The 19,004-nt window shown below is 45.8% G+C and carries 17 protein-coding genes; 8 read left to right on the top strand and 9 right to left on the bottom strand.

What is annotated here, in order from left to right; translation table 11 throughout:
- Positions 1-477: 477 nt before the first annotated feature.
- Positions 478-1,581 carry an IS630 family transposase gene (locus QUA24_RS18995; RefSeq protein ID WP_333231256.1) on the bottom strand — a complete coding sequence of 368 codons (1,104 nt, stop codon included), beginning with the start codon at positions 1,579-1,581 and terminating at the stop codon, positions 478-480.
- 360 nt (positions 1,582-1,941) lie between these two features.
- Complete coding sequence (locus QUA24_RS18990) at positions 1,942-3,150, bottom strand: 4-hydroxy-3-methylbut-2-enyl diphosphate reductase (RefSeq protein WP_333210335.1); 1,209 nt, start codon at positions 3,148-3,150, stop codon at positions 1,942-1,944.
- A 92-nt stretch (positions 3,151-3,242) separates the two neighbouring features.
- Here QUA24_RS18990 and QUA24_RS18985 point away from each other — a divergent pair, with 92 nt between their 5' ends.
- Complete coding sequence (locus QUA24_RS18985; RefSeq protein WP_333231255.1) at positions 3,243-3,716, top strand: GxxExxY protein; 474 nt, start codon at positions 3,243-3,245, stop codon at positions 3,714-3,716.
- Between the two features lie 124 nt (positions 3,717-3,840).
- Here the strand turns inward: QUA24_RS18985 and QUA24_RS18980 are convergent, their stop codons facing one another.
- Positions 3,841-5,271, bottom strand: a complete 1,431-nt coding sequence (locus QUA24_RS18980) for an ammonium transporter (protein WP_333231253.1) — start codon at positions 5,269-5,271, stop codon at positions 3,841-3,843.
- Between the two features lie 448 nt (positions 5,272-5,719).
- Positions 5,720-6,637: an SGNH/GDSL hydrolase family protein gene (locus QUA24_RS18975; protein ID WP_333210339.1), complete on the bottom strand. Its 918-nt coding sequence runs from the start codon at positions 6,635-6,637 to the stop codon at positions 5,720-5,722.
- 282 nt (positions 6,638-6,919) lie between these two features.
- On the opposite strand from QUA24_RS18975, the gene QUA24_RS18970 reads away from it, so the two are divergent.
- Positions 6,920-7,522, top strand: coding sequence for an IS607 family transposase (locus tag QUA24_RS18970; protein ID WP_333231251.1), 603 nt, complete (start codon positions 6,920-6,922; stop codon positions 7,520-7,522).
- A gap of 946 nt (positions 7,523-8,468) precedes the next feature.
- On the opposite strand, the gene QUA24_RS18965 is transcribed toward QUA24_RS18970, so the two are convergent.
- Complete coding sequence (locus QUA24_RS18965) at positions 8,469-10,067, bottom strand: ammonium transporter (protein WP_333231250.1); 1,599 nt, start codon at positions 10,065-10,067, stop codon at positions 8,469-8,471.
- Positions 10,068-10,150: 83 nt separating this feature from the next.
- The gene (gene purE, locus QUA24_RS18960; protein WP_333081709.1) at positions 10,151-10,672 is read right to left on the bottom strand and encodes a 5-(carboxyamino)imidazole ribonucleotide mutase; all 522 of its coding nucleotides are present in this window, start codon (positions 10,670-10,672) and stop codon (positions 10,151-10,153) included.
- Between the two features lie 234 nt (positions 10,673-10,906).
- Here purE and nagA point away from each other — a divergent pair, with 234 nt between their 5' ends.
- On the top strand, positions 10,907-12,136 hold the full coding sequence (nagA, locus tag QUA24_RS18955) for an N-acetylglucosamine-6-phosphate deacetylase (RefSeq protein WP_333231248.1): 1,230 nt from the start codon (positions 10,907-10,909) through the stop codon (positions 12,134-12,136).
- A 208-nt stretch (positions 12,137-12,344) separates the two neighbouring features.
- On the top strand, positions 12,345-13,031 hold the full coding sequence (gene bchM / locus QUA24_RS18950; protein ID WP_333231246.1) for a magnesium protoporphyrin IX methyltransferase: 687 nt from the start codon (positions 12,345-12,347) through the stop codon (positions 13,029-13,031).
- Positions 13,032-13,188: 157 nt separating this feature from the next.
- Here bchM and QUA24_RS18945 read toward each other — a convergent pair whose 3' ends face one another.
- The gene (locus tag QUA24_RS18945) at positions 13,189-13,311 is read right to left on the bottom strand and encodes a hypothetical protein (RefSeq protein WP_333231245.1); all 123 of its coding nucleotides are present in this window, start codon (positions 13,309-13,311) and stop codon (positions 13,189-13,191) included.
- Positions 13,312-13,319: 8 nt separating this feature from the next.
- Between QUA24_RS18945 and QUA24_RS18940 the strand changes: the two genes are divergently transcribed.
- Complete coding sequence (locus tag QUA24_RS18940; protein ID WP_333231244.1) at positions 13,320-13,712, top strand: DUF423 domain-containing protein; 393 nt, start codon at positions 13,320-13,322, stop codon at positions 13,710-13,712.
- A 95-nt stretch (positions 13,713-13,807) separates the two neighbouring features.
- Here the strand turns inward: QUA24_RS18940 and QUA24_RS18935 are convergent, their stop codons facing one another.
- On the bottom strand, positions 13,808-14,902 hold the full coding sequence (locus QUA24_RS18935; RefSeq protein ID WP_333231242.1) for a hypothetical protein: 1,095 nt from the start codon (positions 14,900-14,902) through the stop codon (positions 13,808-13,810).
- Positions 14,903-15,611: 709 nt separating this feature from the next.
- On the opposite strand from QUA24_RS18935, the gene QUA24_RS18930 reads away from it, so the two are divergent.
- The 3 genes from QUA24_RS18930 (at position 15,612) to QUA24_RS18920 (ending at position 17,948) form a co-directional block, all read left to right on the top strand.
- Complete coding sequence (locus QUA24_RS18930) at positions 15,612-15,905, top strand: hypothetical protein (RefSeq protein ID WP_333231240.1); 294 nt, start codon at positions 15,612-15,614, stop codon at positions 15,903-15,905.
- Between the two features lies 1 nt (position 15,906).
- The gene (locus tag QUA24_RS18925) at positions 15,907-17,340 is read left to right on the top strand and encodes a phosphoglucomutase/phosphomannomutase family protein (RefSeq protein ID WP_333231238.1); all 1,434 of its coding nucleotides are present in this window, start codon (positions 15,907-15,909) and stop codon (positions 17,338-17,340) included.
- A gap of 332 nt (positions 17,341-17,672) precedes the next feature.
- A complete protein-coding gene (locus QUA24_RS18920) occupies positions 17,673-17,948 on the top strand; it encodes a LapA family protein (RefSeq protein ID WP_333081696.1) in 276 nt (91 codons plus the stop codon).
- 14 nt (positions 17,949-17,962) lie between these two features.
- On the opposite strand, the gene QUA24_RS18915 is transcribed toward QUA24_RS18920, so the two are convergent.
- Positions 17,963-18,976: a hypothetical protein gene (locus tag QUA24_RS18915; protein ID WP_333231237.1), complete on the bottom strand. Its 1,014-nt coding sequence runs from the start codon at positions 18,974-18,976 to the stop codon at positions 17,963-17,965.
- Positions 18,977-19,004 lie beyond the last annotated feature (28 nt).

The raw sequence follows: 19,004 nt of genomic DNA, 5'->3' as shown, positions 1-19,004 counted from the left end.
TGAGTCTGGTAAAATGTTGGTATCATTATTTTTGGGATAGGCAAGCGTGTAACAATTATGCTGCCTATCTTTTTTGAGCAGCGGATTGGCTCAATCCTCACCACCTCTCGGTTTCAGGCTGGTTGCCACCCCCCCAGGCGATCGATCTTGTTTCTAATTTAGCCTCGCTCCGCCTCGCATCCCCCTTAAGTCGGAGATGGCATAAATCGCTCTCTTGCGTTTCGTGATTCACGCAGACACCAGACAATCTAGGATAGCCTACAAAGCTTAATTCGCCTTTTTTTGCATCGATTTTTGTATCGTTCGTGTTCCTTGGGCAGTTTCAAATTGCGGCGCAAAGATAAAGAGTTTTTACTTATTGACTAAAGTTGATTTTTGGGATATCATTTAAATAATGGGAGTGGTGACATAAATTTAAATTTTGCTATAATTCCCATTATTAAATAATACATTAAGCTGTTCGACATCTAAACTGCATTAACTCGCGTTACCTTTGTTTTTGATCTTTCGGTTCCATTTCATAATTAATTCTCCTTCATTTAAAAGTTTATGTAACAGTGATTCTAGTTTTTCAATGGATTCAAATAATCTATTAGCAACATATTCCTTTGCGGAATGCCATACTAATTCAACTAGGTTATAGTCAGGGCTATACTTGGGCAAAAACTCTATGATTAGATTCGGCATCTCTGACGCTATTTTCTGTAAAGTCTCTGCTTTTTTATGAAAACTAGCGTTGTCCAAAATTATCACAAACTTACAGCCCTTATCTTTAAAGTCTTCTGCTAAATTTCCTTGCAATATCCACTCGGATTTTAAATCTTCATAAAAAGTTTTCAGCACAGCATAAAAATTAGCAGAATTACCAGATGGAATAAAATCTACCCATCTTTTTTTGTCTGAGTATCTCACTCCACCCATAACATTAATACGACCTTTTCGTCGGTCTCCTCTTTTATTACTTCTAGTCCCCTTTTTACACCAGTTTTTCCGTCTAATTACTCTTAAACTAAATCCACTTTCGTCCCAAAACCATACCTGCAATAGGTTTGGAGATTCTTTTTCTATTTTTAAATACTCATCTAATTTATCTTTAAATAAACCCCTTTCTACGGCATCTTGCTTATCCTTTAAGCTGTATTTAGCCCAAAGGTAAACATACTTTTTTGATTTTAAAATTCTCCTTACTTGGGTACTACTCAGCTCAATTCCCGTCTGCTCTCCTAGATGTATTGCAAGTCTAGCTGTTGTCCATCTTCCGAACTCATAACCATATTTCTCAGGCTCTACTTCAACTGTTTCTAAAAGTAAATTAATGTATTTTTCTGTGGCTTTTCGGTAATTACCCTTCATCCTATTATCTTTAAAGCTGTCTAAATTATCGGGATCACCATGAATACTCCAGTAGGCAACTTTTCTGAGAGAACATCCAATTAGTTCAGCAGTTTGAGCTTGTGTATTTCCGTTATTTAGTAACAAAAAAATTAAGGCTCTTTGCCGAATGTCTGGATGATCATGCTCTTTTAATACTTGTTGAAGAGTTTCCTTTGTTTCGGAACTTAGAAAATTTTTAGCAGGCATTCACTTTGTCTGAATATCATTATGTTATATTATACCACTATGCGTTTTAAATGCACAACAGCTTATCAAAATAGCCAAGTCAAGCTTTTTACCCAAAAAAAAGGCGAATTTTTAATATTTCATTAAAAAATAATTTGTTGGAGGCAGGGAGAAATTCACAGAGGGGATGACGCGGGTGAATAGTATCAGAAATCAGAAATGCGAGCGATCGGGTAATGGGGAAGAATTAATGAATTGAAATTAGTTGAACATCAGAATGATATCTTTTTGCGAGCGAGACGCTCGATCGCACTCGCAAAGAGATAACTCGCCCTGCACTGAGAAAAATATGCTTCCGAGTGCAGTGCAGAAACAATATAATTACATAATCGCAGCCGCTGCTTTCATCGCCAAAATGCGATCAATCGCATCTTCAACAACCTTATCCGGGGTAGAAGCACCCGAAGTCACGCCGACTACAATTTTACCATCCGGTAGCCAACCTTCAGTTACGATCAAATCTCCCCCCAAAGGCTTGTGTTCGATCCGATTTCCCGGTAAAATGCGCTCCGCACAATCAATGTGATAAGAAGGAACAGTTTTGTCGATCGCAATTTCCTGCAAATGCGTAGTATTAGAAGAATTAAAACCCCCAATCACCAGCATCAAATCCAGCTTTTCCTCAACCAAACTCAACATAGCATCTTGCCGTTCCTGAGTCGCATCGCAGATAGTATTAAAACTCAGAAAATGCTCGCTCAAATTCTCCGGCCCGAACTTCCGCATCATCGTTTTTTCAAACAACTTGCCAATATTCTCCGTCTCAGTTTTGAGCATAGTAGTTTGGTTAGCAATACCAACGCTTTCCAAATCCACATCTGGGTCAAAACCAGCAGAATAAGCCTTGCTAAATTTAGCAAGAAACTCAGCGCGATCGCCCCCATGCAAGATATAATTGCTGACATATTCAGCTTCTTGCCAATTCAGCACAATCAAATACTTATCAGCAAAAGAACTCGTCGCTACAGTTTCCTCATGCTTATACTGACCGTGAATAATCGAAGTGTAATCCTTTTTTTTGTGCTTTTCAACAGTATTCCAGACCTTAGAAACCCAAGGACAAGTAGTATCAACAATCTTGCAGCCCTTATCATTAAGCAACTGCATTTCTTGGACACTGGCCCCAAAAGCCGGTAAAATTACCACATCGCCGCTATCAACAACCGAAAAATCTTTCTGCCCCTTCTCAACAGCAATAAAACCAACTTCCATATCGCGCAAATGCTGATTGACAGACGGATTATGAATAATCTCATTAGTAATCCAAATCCGTTCCGAGGGGAAATGCTGGCGAGTCTCGTAAGCAATAGCTACAGCACGTTCCACCCCCCAGCAAAACCCAAAAGCCTGAGCCAGCCGGATCGTAACTGCGCCGCGTTCCAGTCTGTAATTATTGTCACGAATTTGCTGGATCAGACTGCTTTGATAAGCCGTCTGCATCACCCCAGCTACCTCAGCTTCGTGTCCGAAACCCTTGCGGTGGTAGTTTTCCGATTGTTGGAGCGATCTTTTAAAAGCTTTAGTATCCATGCGGTATCGAGTAGAAATCTAGGTTAATTACCTTTGATTTTAGAATGCCTGGGGTGCGATCGGGCTTATTGGCTCAGTAGGGAAGAGGGGATATGCTATTTATACGATCGACAAATGAGAGGGAAGAAGAAATGAACCGCGAAGACGCGAAGGACGCGAAGGAAGAAGAAAGAAGAATGAGACAATTGGGCGAACAGCTAGAACAGTTGGCTTATAGAGTGATTGGGGCGGCTATTGAGGTGCATCGGCTTTTGGGGCCAGGATTTTTAGAATCTGTGTATCAGGAATCCTTAGAAGTTGAATTTCGGATGCGGGGGATAGCTTGTCACCCTAAAAAGCCTGTAGCAATCACCTACAAAGGTTATCCAGTGGGCGAAGGTCAATTAGACTTTCTGGTTGGCGATATCCTCATTGTCGAATTAAAAGCTGTTGAAAAGCTAGCTCCCATCCATGAAGCCCAAGTTATCTCCTATCTTAAAATGACCAAAAACACCCTAGGCCTTCTGATCAACTTCAACGTTCCGATCCTCAAAGAAGGCATCAAACGCATAATTCTTTCATCTTAACCCTTTTTTCTCTTCCTTCTTCGCGCTCTTCGCGTCTTCGCGGTTCGTTAAAAAAACTCAAAAAAAAGCGTAGAGACCAGATACCTGAGTCTCTACACGATCGAACTTATTCAAATAATCAGCTTCAAATCTTCTTAGGCGCAAAAGGAGAACTCGATTCAAACGAACTGAAACCGCCGGCAAAATCCTCACCGTAAGCTTCTTCCCCGTGCAGGTCAATATCCAAACCTTTGTCTTCAGCAGATGACGGCACTCGCAGTTCCATAAACTGTTCCAAAATTTTCAGGATCACAAAAGTGCCGACAGCCGCAAACACGTAAGTAGCTAGAATGCCTACCAACTGGGTGACGATTAGCCCCGGATTCCCGGCAAACAGCCCATCATTTCCGGCAGCGTTAACCGCTTTAGTCGCAAACACGCCAGTCAGAATCGCACCCACAGTTCCGCCTAAGCCGTGAATCGGGAAGGTATCCAAAGAGTCGTCAAATCCCAGCTTAGCCCGGAAACTAACGCCAAAGAAGCAGCAAACCGAAGTGATCGATCCGATCAAAAGCGCCCCCACTGGCAGCACGAATCCAGCCGCAGGTGTGATGCCCACCAATCCCGCTAGGAAACCGCTAGCAATTCCCACTGCTGTCGGTTTGCCTCTGAGCACCCATTCGAGGATTGTCCAAGTTAAACCGCCTGCTGCTGTTGAAATCATGGTGGTGACAAAAGCCACTGTTGCTAAAGAACCAGAGCCCAAAGCACTACCACCGTTGAAGCCAAACCAGCCGAACCACAGCAGCCCAATTCCCAGCAAGACGTAGGGTACGTTGTGGGGGGTGTGGGGCTTGTTCAAGTGGTCTTTGCGGGGCCCGATTACCCAAGCTGCGACAACCGCAGAAACACCGGAACTGATGTGCACGACTGTGCCGCCGGCAAAGTCTAAAGCTCCCATCGCCCCCAGCCAGCCTCTACCCCAAACCCAGTGGGCTAAAGGAGAGTAGATGAAGGTAGACCACAGCAGTACGAACCAGAAATAGGTTTTAAATGTTACCCGTTCGACGATCGCCCCTGAAATCAAGGCCGGAGTGATGATGGCGAACATCATCTGGTAAACCATGAAGACTTGGTGGGGTATGGTCGGTGCGTAGCCGATCGGATCTGGTTTGTCGGCCGTGACGTTGTTCAAGAACATCCAGTCGAAACCGCCGATGAAGGTTTCGATCCCTTTGCCAAAGCCTTCGGACGCTGGAGTGGAAACATCAAAGGCTAAACTGTAGCCCCACAGCGTCCAGGTGACGCCGATCAGTCCCATCATGACTAAGCTCATCATCATGGTGTTGAGGACGTTGCGCGATCGCACCAGTCCCCCGTAGAAAAACGCCAGCCCCGGTGTCATTAGCAATACCAGTGCTGCGGAGACCAACATCCAGGCCGTATCGCCGCTGTCGATCGGATTCGGCGCCACCGCAGTAGCGGCACCAGCATCTTGAGCTATGGCAGTGCCTGTCAGCGGTACGCTTAACACCCACAGTGCAATGATGCCGATCGTTAAACTTTTTTTGATCACGTTAGTTGTACCTTTTCATACTCAGCAATTTTTCGGGAAGACCGAGCCGATTTTAGATGTGAGGATTTTAGATGCAATAGTTATTTGGTTTTAAGTCCCTGTTTTAGCGGAACAAATCTTCAATAGATAATTCCCCAATCCTCAACCCCCCGCCTTCGTATAGCCGGACTCATCTTAATTCGTCCACTATCAATCTAATGGTCTATGCCTTTTGGATTGCACCATTTGTACAAACAGTTATTCTGTATCACCCTATACTAAATAGCTAACTATCATGTTTCTTAATCTATCAGTGGATACTTGACATAGCCAGTGATCGCAGAGTAATCGGAGAGGGGGAGTTGAGGAGAGGGCGGGAGTTTTGAGTTGGGGAGAGTCGGAGGAGGAGAGTTGGGGAGAATGTTACTTTATCCTTTATCTTTCTAACTAATAACTAATAACTAATGACTCATGACTCATTTTTCAACTGCATCTGATCGAACAGTTGCAGGGCTGATCGCCAAACCAGATAACCTTGATCGTTAAGGTGCAAGCCGTCTGTGCTGAGTTCTGTTGGCAAATTGCCGTCAGCATCCGCAAACAGCGGGTACAAATCCAGATACAAAACATTTTCCGAACTAGCAATTTCTTTCAGCCGTCGATTTATTGCCCTAATCCGACTGTTAGGAATCGCCAACAGGCGATCGCGATTTTCCCAAGTAGCTTGTTCCCCGCTATGGGGCAAAATCGACTGCACAACCACTTGTGCTTTGGGGTGAGCCCACCGCAAATCGCGAATAATCTGCCGCTGGTTGTCCAAAATCCCTTCGTCGGTGCTTCCCCGTAACAAATCGTTAATCCCAATCATCACAAACACAGTATCCGGGGCAGTTCTATCGAACAACTGCAACCGCTTCAGCAAACCCAGGGAAGTCTCCCCCGAAATCCCTTGATTCAGCCAAATTCGATCGACTGGTAACAGCTTAGTCGGGAACCACATACTTAGAGAATCCCCAGCCAAAACACTCAGTCTTGAGGGTCGATTCGCCGCCGCCGCCTCAGCTTCGCGACCTAACTGCGTCACCCACTGCTGGTAAGTCCATTTATGTCGCGGTCCTGGAACGGGCACGTCTAGCACTGCCTTTGCAGAGATCACCGGTTGGCCCATTTGTTCCTGGGCCGCTTCTGCCGTCACCGCATCATTCGCCTGGAAGCTTTCTGTCAAGTTGTGTCCCCGCAGCAGTAGTTGAGCGACTGTAAGTATCAGTACCCCGTTCGTCACCAAAGATAGCAAAGCCCAAACCGGAACAGCTTTCGATCGGCTAACTTCCATCCCTAAGAGGGATTTATGAGTTCTACTTCTGCTACCTCCTCCAAACTTCTCCATAAACTCAAGCTATTTGCAGGCTTCACACCGAATAATTTGCACTGATTGCTGCATCAAATTTTACCGCTCAATTCAAGCCTCAATTCTTGTAGTAATCAAGCACTGTGCTGTGTTGGGCAAGGGCGGCGATGCAGAAGTTTGCTTTTTCGCACTACTTTACCATAAAAAATCTGCCTACCAAACTTTCTGGCACCGGAATCGGATTTGTCAAAGCCGCTGCTGTGCACAAAAATATATCTAAAACTTACCGAAATTACCCATTTCTGATGCTAAAATCCAAAAATGAAAAAATTAACCATAACTGAAGCAGCCAAAATTAAAGGTGTGAGTGCTTCCACCTTACGCAGGTGGGAAGCCGAAGGCAAGCTAATACCGGAACGCACCGCTAACGGTCACAGACGCTATGACCTAGCTCATCTTCTGGGCTTAAAACGCGAGGGCGCTTTAACCGTTGCTTACGCTCGGGTTAGCAGTCACAACCAAAAAGATGATTTAGACAGACAAAAACAAGTTTTGGAATTGTTTTGTGCATCTCAGGGGTGGCAATTCCAAATCATTGAGGATATAGGTTCTGGAGTTAATTACAGTAAGGGGGGTTTACAACATCTAATTCGGGCGATCGCAGACAATCAAGTAGAAAGGTTGGTATTAACTCACAAAGACAGACTGCTGAGATTTGGTTCTGAACTAATTTTTAATTTGTGCGAACACTTTGGGACAGAGGTAGTGATTATAAATCAAACCGAAAATACTAGCTGTGACGAGGAGTTAGCTAAAGATATACTAGAAATAATCACTGTTGTCTCCGCCCGCCTTAATGGCAGCAGGAATCCCAAGAACAAGCGCATCGTTGAAGAACTGAAAGAAATTGCCGGTAAACTCTAATCAATACACCAGCTTGCAAAGTTCGTTAGTTACAGATTCTCAATTTCCAATTATCGGCGCACATCTCATGCAATCGGAAAATACTATATGTAAGGCGCTGCATAATAGCGGCATAATTTTGATTTTTTTGTCAGATGGGATCTCTTCGCCCGAAGGCGTGTATTTTCACAGCAGGCGGGACACCCCACAATAATCATCATCAAATTGTGCAACGCCATATGTCAGCCATTAAAGGTCAACTAAACATAAAATTATGCCCGCGTTCGCATGGAAGATTGAAACGCGAGCACAACGATAGACAGCATTGACACTTCCCTGGCTGAAGCTGAGGGGATTCTTAATTCAGGGACTGACCTTAAAATGTTCTGTCCTTGCGGCAATTCTTAAACCTTTCAACCGTGGGGATACCACCAATTGACGAGTTTAACTCAGAAACATCCCAGCGGATATATCTCCAAAAGCGTACTAGGATATTTCCCTAGAGTTCGGGTATGCCCTACCCTACTTAACAATTCCCAGTAAAAAAGTTTGTGTTTGCTGGATTGAAACCTACATTTTCGGTTTCGACTGTTTATAGTGTTTTCGCCCCACTTTGTCCCCCAGTTTATGCCTAAAAGTGTGTCTCATATCCCGTTTCACTTCGGGCAAGGGAGTTTAACCCTGACTGTTTCAGCTTACCATACTGTCCCGTCGTGTCCAAAACTTTTCACGAAAGTTTTTTAAATTGAAAAGATGAGATGTTAGATTCACGACTGGGGTAAAGAGAGCAGGCAGGATAAATCCTGCAACCCCCTTTCATCCCCGGACTGAAGTCACGGGGTTTTCAGGGTATTCCTTATAAGTAGGCGGATTTCAGATTGTGGTTTTTCTGAATAAAGGCGTGAATTAGCTGATAAATAGCTAATGTAGGACACGAAAGCTGAATTGGTCGATCTCTTTGCACGCTCTACAGTTTGGTAGTCTTGCCTCCAGAACCCCCACCATAACCGCCGTAGCTGGTCTCACTTCTGTTGTCCAAGCTCGTTTCCTTCACAAACCCGGTGTAAGCTTCCATCCCGTGTTCGCCGATATCCAAACCTTCAGCCTCCTCTAAAGCAGAAACGCGGATACCCAGCAAAGCTTTGAGTGCCAGCCAAAAAATCGTACTCAGCAGCACGGTCATCCCGCCTACAGAGATAATGCCGACCAACTGCGCCCAGAGTTGACCGAAACCTCCGCCCACAAGCAATCCGGCTGCCGGGCCTGCGGTATAAAGTCCAGTTGTAGGCCCGTCAGCAAACAAGCCCACTGCCAGAGTTCCCCAGATGCCACAGACTAAGTGAACTGAAGTTGCTCCTACAGGGTCATCAATTTTCAAGTTGTCGAAGAAAGTTACGGCGAAAACTACCAGGATACCGGCGATCGTACCGATAATGGCAGAGTTGGGCACGTTAATCCAAGCGCAGCTCGCTGTTACCCCGACTAAGCCCGCAAGGATGCCGTTGATAATCATCGAAAGGTCGGGTTTGCCCAGGTACAGCCAAGCAGTAATCGTTGCAGCAACTCCCCCGAAGGCACCGGCGGTGTTGGTGGTGATCGCAATGTGGGCGATCGCATTTGGATCGACCGCCATTGTCGAACCGGGATTGAACCCGAACCAACCCAACCACAAAATCAAACAGCCCAGGGTGGCAATGCTCATATTGTGTCCCGGCATCGCCACAGTATCGCCGTCGCGGTACTTACCAAGCCGCGGCCCCAAAAATGCCGCTCCCATCAAAGCAGCCCAACCGCCTACCGAGTGAACCACCGTCGAACCGGCAAAATCCCAGAAGCCTGCGTCTGCCAGCCAGCCGCCGCCCCAAATCCAGTGTCCGGTAATCGGGTAAGCAATGCCTACTAGCAGCAAGCTAAAAATTAAGAATTCAAGGAATTTAATTCGCTCTGCAACGGCTCCAGAAACGATCGTCGCAGCAGTTCCCGCAAAAACTAATTGGAAAAAGAATTTAGCGTTGAGGGGGACTCCCGTCCAGTTAAGCGACTCGAAAATGCCTTGATAAGCCTCTCCTGTGGCAGGGCTGTTGTCGGCTACATTCAACAGAAAAAATCCGCTGCTGCCGATAAAAGCGTTGCCTTTGCTGAACATTAAGGCAAAGCCGATCGCCCAAAATGCGATTGTAGAAAGCGCAAAAACAATCAAGTTTTTGGACAACACGTTAACCGCATTTTTCTGACGGCAAAAACCGGTTTCCAACATACCGAAACCGGCGTTCATAAAGAACACTAGCATCCCCGCCACCATGACCCACATGGTATCCATGCCCACCTTAAGGCTTGCTAATTGTTCCTCGGTGGTTGGCGCGGGAGCTGTTTGGGCTACCGCCGCATATCCCCACACCAAGAAGATGATTGCAGCTAAAGGTATGCAGGCTTGCCAACTTGGAGTGAGGCGGGCGATCGCCCGTGATAACTTCTTCAACCTGTTGACTTTCGTAAAAAATTTAGCTGCTGGCAAATTTAAAGCCTCCCGCCTGACTTGTTTCGACTTTTTCTTTCCGACAGTCATTTTAATCACTTTTACCCTCTTTACGGCTAGTAAGCTCAGCAATATTCGGAAAACTTTCCAATCTTACTACAAAAGTTTATGGATTATTTGTTGAGATTGAGATAGTTATGATAGCCTAGCTCTTCTAGTTGATTTTGTTTTTTCAGTACAGATTCGGACAAAGTTTTGCGGTAATGCAAAACTCGCTCTAGCAATTCTGGCTGATGAGCTGCCAGTATCTGAACTGCCAGCAAGCCAGCATTCTTAGCGTTGCCGATCCCCACTGTTGCTACGGGTATCCCCGCTGGCATTTGCACGATCGAGTACAGCGAATCTACCCCTTGCAGGTGGCGGCTCGGTACAGGCACCCCAATTACGGGCAAGGGGGTTAACGATGCTACCATACCCGGAAGGTGCGCCGCTCCTCCTGCTCCTGCAATAATGACTTTCAAGCCTCGTTGGTGCGCGGTTTGGGCGTATTCCACCATGCGCTCAGGGGTGCGGTGCGCCGAGACGATCGCCACGGAGCAAGCAACACTGAATTCTTCGCAAACTGCGATCGCATCTTTCATTGTTGGCAAATCCGAATCGCTACCCATGATAATTCCAACTGTCGCTTGATTCATAAAATTTTCAGATTTGAGATTTCAGATAAATGCTAATTTTAAATGATTGCGTTAACTCAAATTTAGATATTTTGTACCAAAACTGATCCTTCAAAGCAATTTTGCCACAAGCCCCCGCCTGAGCAGCCCTGGAGCCAGCAAAAAGCAAAAAGCTCCCCATCCTCATCGCCAGCCACCGGATTTATCCGTAGCGAATATTAAATCTAAAATCTAAAATCTAAAATCTAAAATCGGATGACTGAAGCTACAACCCCAACTGCCACACCCACAGATATTCTCAATGCTCGCCTCCCCGGTTGCAAGGATTTGCAGATGCTTGCTGTTGACGAAACGGGAATCATTCAAGAAGTTTTGCCAATGGACGCCGTATTTAAACGGATTTGTCCTCCCCATTTGCACGTGCTTGATGTAGCAGGCGATTGGCTTTCTCTGGGCGGTGTTGACTTGCAGATTAACGGGGCCCTCGGTTTTGCTTTTCCTGATTTAGAAAGCAAGCATATTGAAATTTTGCCGAAAATTTGTCAATTTTTGTGGAATCAGGGAGTGGATGCTTTTTTGCCGACTTTGGTGACAACTTCGGTGGATAAGTTTAGGCGATCGCTATCGACTATAGCTGATTATATCCGCACTGTACAAACTACTGTTGCCACAACCAATAAAGCCAAAACAGCGGAAATTATCGGCGTTCACCTCGAAGGCCCTTTTCTCAACCCCCAGAAGCGAGGCGCTCACCCAGTTGAGTTTTTGCTACCGCTAACTATAGAAAATGTCAAGCAAGTTTTAGGAGATTGTGCCGATATTGTCAAAATAATTACTTTAGCGCCGGAGTTAGACAGCACTGGTGAAGTCATTTCCTATTTGCAAAGTTTGGGAATTTCCGTCAGTCTTGGACACTCCCAAGCGACGGCAGAGCAAGCTCAACAAGCATTTGAGCGGGGAGCTTCAATGGTAACTCACGCTTTTAATGCGATGCCGAGTTTGCACCACCGAGAACCGGGTTTGTTGGGAGCGGCAATTGTTTATCCGGGCGTAAAATGCGGTTTAATTGCTGACGGGAAGCACGTTTCTCCGACAATGATTGATTTTTTGCTACGCGCTGGTAGGTATCAAAAAGGCGTTTTTTTAGTGAGCGATGCTTTGGCTCCCTTGGGTTTGCCTGACGGTGTTTATCCTTGGGATTCCCGACAAATTGAAGTCAGAAAAGGTACAGCTTGGGTAAGATTAGATTATCACTCGGCCCTGGAATGTGCTACTTTGGCAGGTACTACTCTGCCGCTGTTGGCGGGAGTTCAGAATTTGGTGGAGTGGGGAATTTGCGATGCCGAAAGTGCGATCGCCTTGGCAACTGAATCTCCGAGAAGGGCGATCGGAATTTCGGGAATTATTGGCAAATCGGCAAGTCAATTGTTGCGCTGGAATTTAAATGCTGCGACAAAGCAATTGACTTGGCATCGGTTATTTTAACCTGTTATACCATTTTAAATTAAAGAATTTAAGAAGTGGGAATGTGCGAACTGGTATTACCCGATCGATTTGAGATTTTAGATGTGCCGTTTTCATCTAAAATCTCAAATCGCCAATCTAAAATCGGTTGTTGGAAGTTGCACATTTTCCGAACCGGATTGCTATATAATATCTAACCGTTGGCAATAAATCAGCAGCAGGCAGATCGATGAATTTGGTAGACGACAAGACTATAGTTAGACAGTATTTTAACTCGACGGGATTCGATCGCTGGCAGCGAATTTACGGCGAGGGGAAAGTCAATAAAGTTCAGCTAGATATCCGCACCGGGCACCAGAAAACGGTGGATACAGTCATCGAATGGCTGCAAGCTGACGGCAATTTGCCTGGGCTTTGTGTCTGCGATGCTGGCTGCGGTGTAGGCTCTCTGAGCATTCCTCTGGCTGACGCTGGGGCAATTGTTTGCGCTAGCGATATCTCTGAAAAGATGGTAGCAGAAGCTTACGATCGATCGACAGCAGTTCCCGGCAAGCTATACAACATCTCCTTCGCTGCCCAAGATTTGGAAGCCTTAACCGGCAAATTCCACACAGTGATTTGTTTGGATGTGCTAATCCACTATCCTCAAAATAAGGCGGCAGAAATGATCGCTCACCTGAGTTCGATCGCCGAATCTCGACTAATTCTTAGTTTTGCACCCAAAACCTTAGCACTCACCGCCCTCAAAAAAATTGGTGAACTTTTCCCCGGCCCGAGCAAAACTACCCGGGCTTACCAGCACCGCGAAGCTGATATTATCAAAATCCTAGAAAACAATGGTTTTGTTATTAACAGAACAGCGATGACTAGCACTAGCTTTTACTATTCTCGCTTGTTGGAAGCTGTGCGGAAATAGGTTAAAAATATCTACAAGAAAGCTAATTTCTCATCAGCCTAGGGTGCGCCTAGCGCACCTTCCCTTACCAAAGTTAGGCAAGTGAATTTCCATACTCTGCGATTGCTTCGCTCCCGCTGGCAATGACAAAGACGGCACGCAGCGCGCACCTTCGATATCAACAATTAGATGTTTTTTCCTCTTCCTTCTTCCTTCTTCCTTCTTCCTTCGGAATGACATCCGTTACATCCGTTACATCCCGTACATTGCTCGTTGCCGAACTTCCTTCTTCCCAATTCAATAAATATTATGTCAACGCTAATTTTAATTCGTATTTTTATAGCAGTCGCAGCGGTATTCGGAGGTTTATCCGTTGCAGGCGGTGCTTTCGCTTCCCACGCTTTGAAAAATCAATTGAGCGATCGAGCTTTAACCATTTTTGAGACCGGCGCCCGATATCAAATGTACCATGCCCTGGCTCTATTACTCGTTGCTTTACTCTTGAGCCGCGCCCAAGAGTCTCAAACCTTTTTTGCAGTCGCTGGATGGGCTTTTATTGCCGGCACTCTCATCTTTTCAGGCAGTTTGTACGCCCTGAGTTTGAGCGACATCAAATGGCTGGGTGCAATTACGCCGCTGGGGGGAGTGGCTTTTATTGTTGGTTGGGGATGTTTGGCAGTGGCAGCTTGGAGTTTTAAATAGAGATTGGCAATTCCCAATGCCAAATCCCTCGGCGATAGTTCCGCTTTTCGACCCCATGCCCTATGCCCTATGCCCTATGCCCTATGCCCAATTCCCTAATTATCAAACACATCCCTGGAAAACATCTCCGTCAAAGTACGCAAGTAAGGTACAAATACCGTTAAATCTTCAGCAGGAAGCCGCTCGCATATTTCCCAAAACAAAATCAGCAACATATCCTGCACTAACTCCCAACTTACATGAAGTTTCGGATACAACATCACGCAAATTGGAAACAATTCTTGCTGTACCGGGTGAATGCTACCTTCCAAAACGCACCAGCACAAATAGCTTTGAAAAATCTCGACATCTCGGATACCAGAAATTTTTACCTCGTGATCGCTCAAATACCCGCTGCTGCTGCGGTATCCTTGATGCTGGGCACTAGCTCGCTCATACACTGCACTAGCAATCTGAGTCGTGTGCTGGAACAAATGCTGAACGGCTAATAGAGCTCTTGAATTCGAGGGCTGATTCGCCGCCGCCTCGTTAATCTCTCCGTAGGGAATGTGCAGATAGTCGTCTACAACTTTTAAGTAGGGCGCAAATTCCGCTCTCTCTGATTCCGAAAGACATCCTAACAATATTTTGCTAGTGTATTGAAACTCCATTGTCACAAATCCCAGCACTAACGGATCTGTCTTTGAGTATTTTCGCCTCACTTTGATAATATCTTTTCCCACCAGCACTGATAAGCGGAAAACAGCTTCTCTATCCGCATAAGCGTCTATTGCTTTCCGATATAATGTGCGAGAATCGGCGGCAATTTCTAAAGGATTAATTAAACTTGGATCGATAGCGTGTCGCTCTATTTGTGTCTCTAAAAGAGCTTCTACTCTACTCCAAGCTATCTGGCTGGCTAATTTCAGGGTATCTGTCAATTTATCAACTATTTGGGATCTATTTCCGTCAAAATTAGTTAAATCCAGGCTTGGGAGAATTTGGCGTGGCGCTTGGTTCTCTCGTGCGGCAACTGTACTGTAATATTTTTTTGCCCAGCTAACTGCGAAGGAAGAAACGCTGACACCTTTAGCTTTTGGGAGTTTGTCAGTGTCCAGTCCGGTAATACCTTGGGGCGCCTGACTTGCGCCCTGTTGAAGTTGGTCGGCTGCTGGTAAAGATTTTGAAGATATTTGTGAAATACCCGTCATGATAAACCTCGTTTTTTTATTAAGTCGCACCCGATCGATTCCCCTAATTTTTAACGTTGTTAACTACAATTTTCTGCATTTGTACGCTTACAGTCATCAGCCATTACGCTTAAAGCTATAAGCCATTTCGCTCGACTGCCTGCATCTTTTATAAGTTGCACGTTAATAACGTTATTTATTGTGCGATCGATCACCATCATTCTGTGATCGCGATCCTAATTTATTTTTTTGACCTATAAAGAGGACTGGAAATAAATTTAATTTGTCTTAAAATATAATAATTAAAGTCAAGTCTGCCTCAAAAAAACTGCTGCTTGCAATACTTTATCTTTGTTGTGGAGCGCTTTGGTTGATCGCCCTAATTTCTTAATAAAGCTAGGCTACAGCACGATCTAGCGATGACTTTGGTTAATTTATTTCGATAGGTCAATTAGAAATGTATTTTGAGCCTGACCATTGTTATGAAACCCCAACAAATTTAACGCTCGGTTTTTCTAAATAAAAAATTAAATTTGAGATGAGAATCAGATTTATGTGCATTTAGTTAATGCCATTGCCAGGGCAGTTTTTTGTGATCAGTTGTTTAGCTTCCCCGTGAAGCGAAGCTATCCCGTAGGGAATCGCCCGCAATTGATCGTCGTCCATTCGATCGGCCACCTACCCTTCAAAACCGGAATTAGCGAGTGACTCGCCCGGTAGCGGGCACATTTTGCCAAATCCGGCGGGTTCGAGTCCTCTGTCGGAGGCGGAAACCTGTCCCGACAACGAATCGACCACCTACCCTTCAAAACCGGAATTAGCGAGTGACTCGCCCGGTAGCGGGCACATTTTGCCAAATCCGGCGGTTTCGAGTCCTCTGTCGGAGTCGGAAACCTGTCCCGACAACGAGAGGATTAGGTTGATGCGGGCCCCACGGGCGATCAATCCTCACAAACAGCACGGCCAGTACGTCTTTAAGGCTATGGCTTCGGGTAGGATTAGTAGGACGAGAGGAAGTGGATAAAATGAGCGCTAGCAGCAATTCAACTGAAATTAAGTTTGGAACCGATGGGTGGCGGGGACTGATTGCCCATGACTTTACGTTTGCCAACGTGCGAAAAGTCACCCGGGCGATCGCCAGTTACCTAGAAACCGCTTACACCAAAGACCGTCCAGTTCTAGTCTCCTACGATACCCGCTTTCTGGCAGACGAGTTCGCCCGCACCTCGGCGGAAGTATTGGCAGATTTGGGATGGACGGTGAAAGTGGTCGATCGAGATTGCCCCACACCAGTCATCGCCTACAGCGCCAAGCATCTCAACTCCGCAGGAGCCCTGATGTTCACGGCTTCCCACAATCCCGCACCTTACTGTGGCATCAAATACATCCCCGACTACGCGGGCCCAGCCACCCCGGAAATTACTGATACAATTGTGGCCAATATTGCTGGTGCTTCTGATGCCCCAGCCAAAGGCAGCCACAACGATAAAATCTCCAGTTTTGACCCGAAACCCGAATATCTCAAGTTTCTTTATACTTTGATCGATGTGGAGCGGATTCGCTCTGCTAAGTTGAAGGTGAAGTACGACGCTCTCTACTCGACTTCTCGCGGCTATCTCGACGGCGTTTTGGAACACTGCGGCTGCGATGTCGAAAGTTTTCATACCTACCGCGACGTGCTGTTTGGTGGCGGAATGCCCGAACCCAAGGGGGAACAGTTAGTTGAGTTGGTGGAAGCTGTTAAGAAGGATTCGGCGGATTTGGGTTTAGCTACCGATGGCGACAGCGATCGCTTTGGTATTGTTGACGAGTTGGGAAATGTCTTGACTCCAAATACTGTACTGTTGCTGCTGGCGCGTCACTTGGTTAAGAATAAAGGATTGACTGGGGCGATCGTCCGTACAGTCGCAACTACCCACTTGCTGGACAATTTGGCCACCAAGTATGGTTTAACAATCTACGAAACCGCAGTCGGTTTTAAATACATCGGCGAAAAAATGCGGGAAACTGCGGTACTCATCGGTGGCGAAGAGTCGGGCGGTTTGAGCGTTTTGGGTCACATCCCCGAAAAAGACGGGATTTTGGCTGATATGCTAGTTGCCGAGGCGATCGCCTATGAAGGCAAACCGCTTTCTCAGCTAGTCGAAGAAGCCATTAAAGAAGCCAACGGCCCCCTGTACAACAAACGTTTGGATTTGCACCTAGAAGAAGCCCACAAAGCAGCCGTTTTGGAATCTTTTACCAAGAATCCCCCCACAGAAATAGCAGGTATCGGCGTTAAGGAAATCGGCCGCAAAGACGGGATTAAACTTTATCTTGAAGACGGTGGCTGGGTACTGCTGCGACCTTCGGGAACCGAACCTTTGATGCGCGTTTACATGGAAACCAATTCTGTGGAAAAAGAAAGCCAAGTTGCCCAACACATGGAAAAGGTAATTTCCCAGTTAGAACCTGTTTAAGTTTTTACCTATTCCAACGGGGGTTTTTCCCCTAGCGCTTGGGATTGTGAGGTGCGCCGAAGCGCACCTTACGTATTTTTGATAACTGCTGGGTCAGTTATAGATTTGCAATACACTTGGATTTGTTTAAGTTTGGGAAGTGTCAATTTGTTTATGTTTGTTAAATTTTTAATTAATTAAAAAAATCCTCTATTTTTCCGCATCTACTTGACTTTTCCCCTAATCGTATTGTAGACTATTATATAATGGGATGGTTGCAAAAATAAAAATTTTACACATATTGGAATTATAAAAAAGTATACAAGTTAAATTACTAGCCTGTCAACCGGTTTATGAAAACAATTCCTCTGCTCGCCATTAGTTTTTTAGTAGCAATTTTAGTAAGCGCGATCGGCATTATTTCAGTGCAGAACGCTGCCCCCGTATCCTTAAACTTTATCTTTTTTCAATCGATACAAATGCCCGTAGGAGTAGTATTGGCAATGAGCCTGAGTGCAGGACTTATCGGAGGTGCGCTACTGCAACCGCTGTGGAACCTTTCAGATTCCCAAAACTCGCGTCCTAAATTTCAGGCAAATCCAGAAGAATCCGACACCGTACAATATTAAATAGATTTGATCCCTTAGAGGGAATATACGTGACCGTCAATCAGCAATCGAGTAATTCCCTTAGCTCGCAAATAAGGCGCTGCTTTTTGCAGCATACTGCTGTCAGGAATCTTGAAAACTCTTTGATTGCGAGTAGCAAATCGGCGGGCAACTCGGTGATTGTCAAACACTGCCAGGGTTTTCTCGCGAATTTCCGCCGCCGGAATTTGACCGAGTTCGCCAAAAGCTTTTAGAGGTCTAGTGATTAACTCTGCCGCACGATCGACCACCAAATAACAAATTTTGGGCAGAGATGCTTCGCTTAAAGGCAAAACTTGAATCAGTCCTGTACCCCGAAGCTCGTTAGCGAAGCCCTCGAAGAGGATCGACTCGCCCGACGATAGTGAACCCAGGAGACTGCCTTCAAACAGAGAGTCTTCATCCTCTACATCTTCGTCGAAGTCGTCATCTAAATCCTCTTCATCCTCATCATCATCCTCATCATCCTCGTCGTCCTCGAAATCCCTAAAGTCTTCACCTGCCAGCAGCCCTTCTGCTGGCAGCATTGCCTTTAGTTCACCAGTCACAACGGCGCGGTGGCTTCGATCGGCAAGATGGGTGGCTTGGACATCTGGCAAATCAGAAACATCTAAATCAGACTCTACATTGCCTCGAGTTTCGGGTTCTGCAACTGGTTCAGGGACTGAGTTAGAACGCTTTCGGATTGTCGGTCTCGAATTTGAGGCTGACGGCAGGACAGGGACTGACTCCGACAGGGGGACAGCTACAGGATCGGTTTCGCCATCTGCCGACGACTCAGTAGTCGCCTCTGTCGGTTCAGAAACACTGCTGCGATCGGACAAACGCTTTTGTTTTTGCTGCACTAGAAATTCGTATTCCGGCTCCGACAAAGCCCCCTGAATGATGCGCCTCACAGTCGAACTGCTCACTCCGTAGCGCTTTGCCAGAGTGATAGTATTCTCGTTAGACTGCCGGTACAGCCTGATGAGTTCGCGTTTATCGGAATCGGAGAGTTTTGTAGGCGTCATGCCAAGTTTTCCAGCAAAAAGACGTGAA

Source organism: Microcoleus sp. Pol12B5 (assembly GCF_036701335.1).
Classification (GTDB): domain Bacteria; phylum Cyanobacteriota; class Cyanobacteriia; order Cyanobacteriales; family Microcoleaceae; genus Microcoleus.
This window is presented reverse-complemented; position numbering and strand designations above follow the sequence as displayed.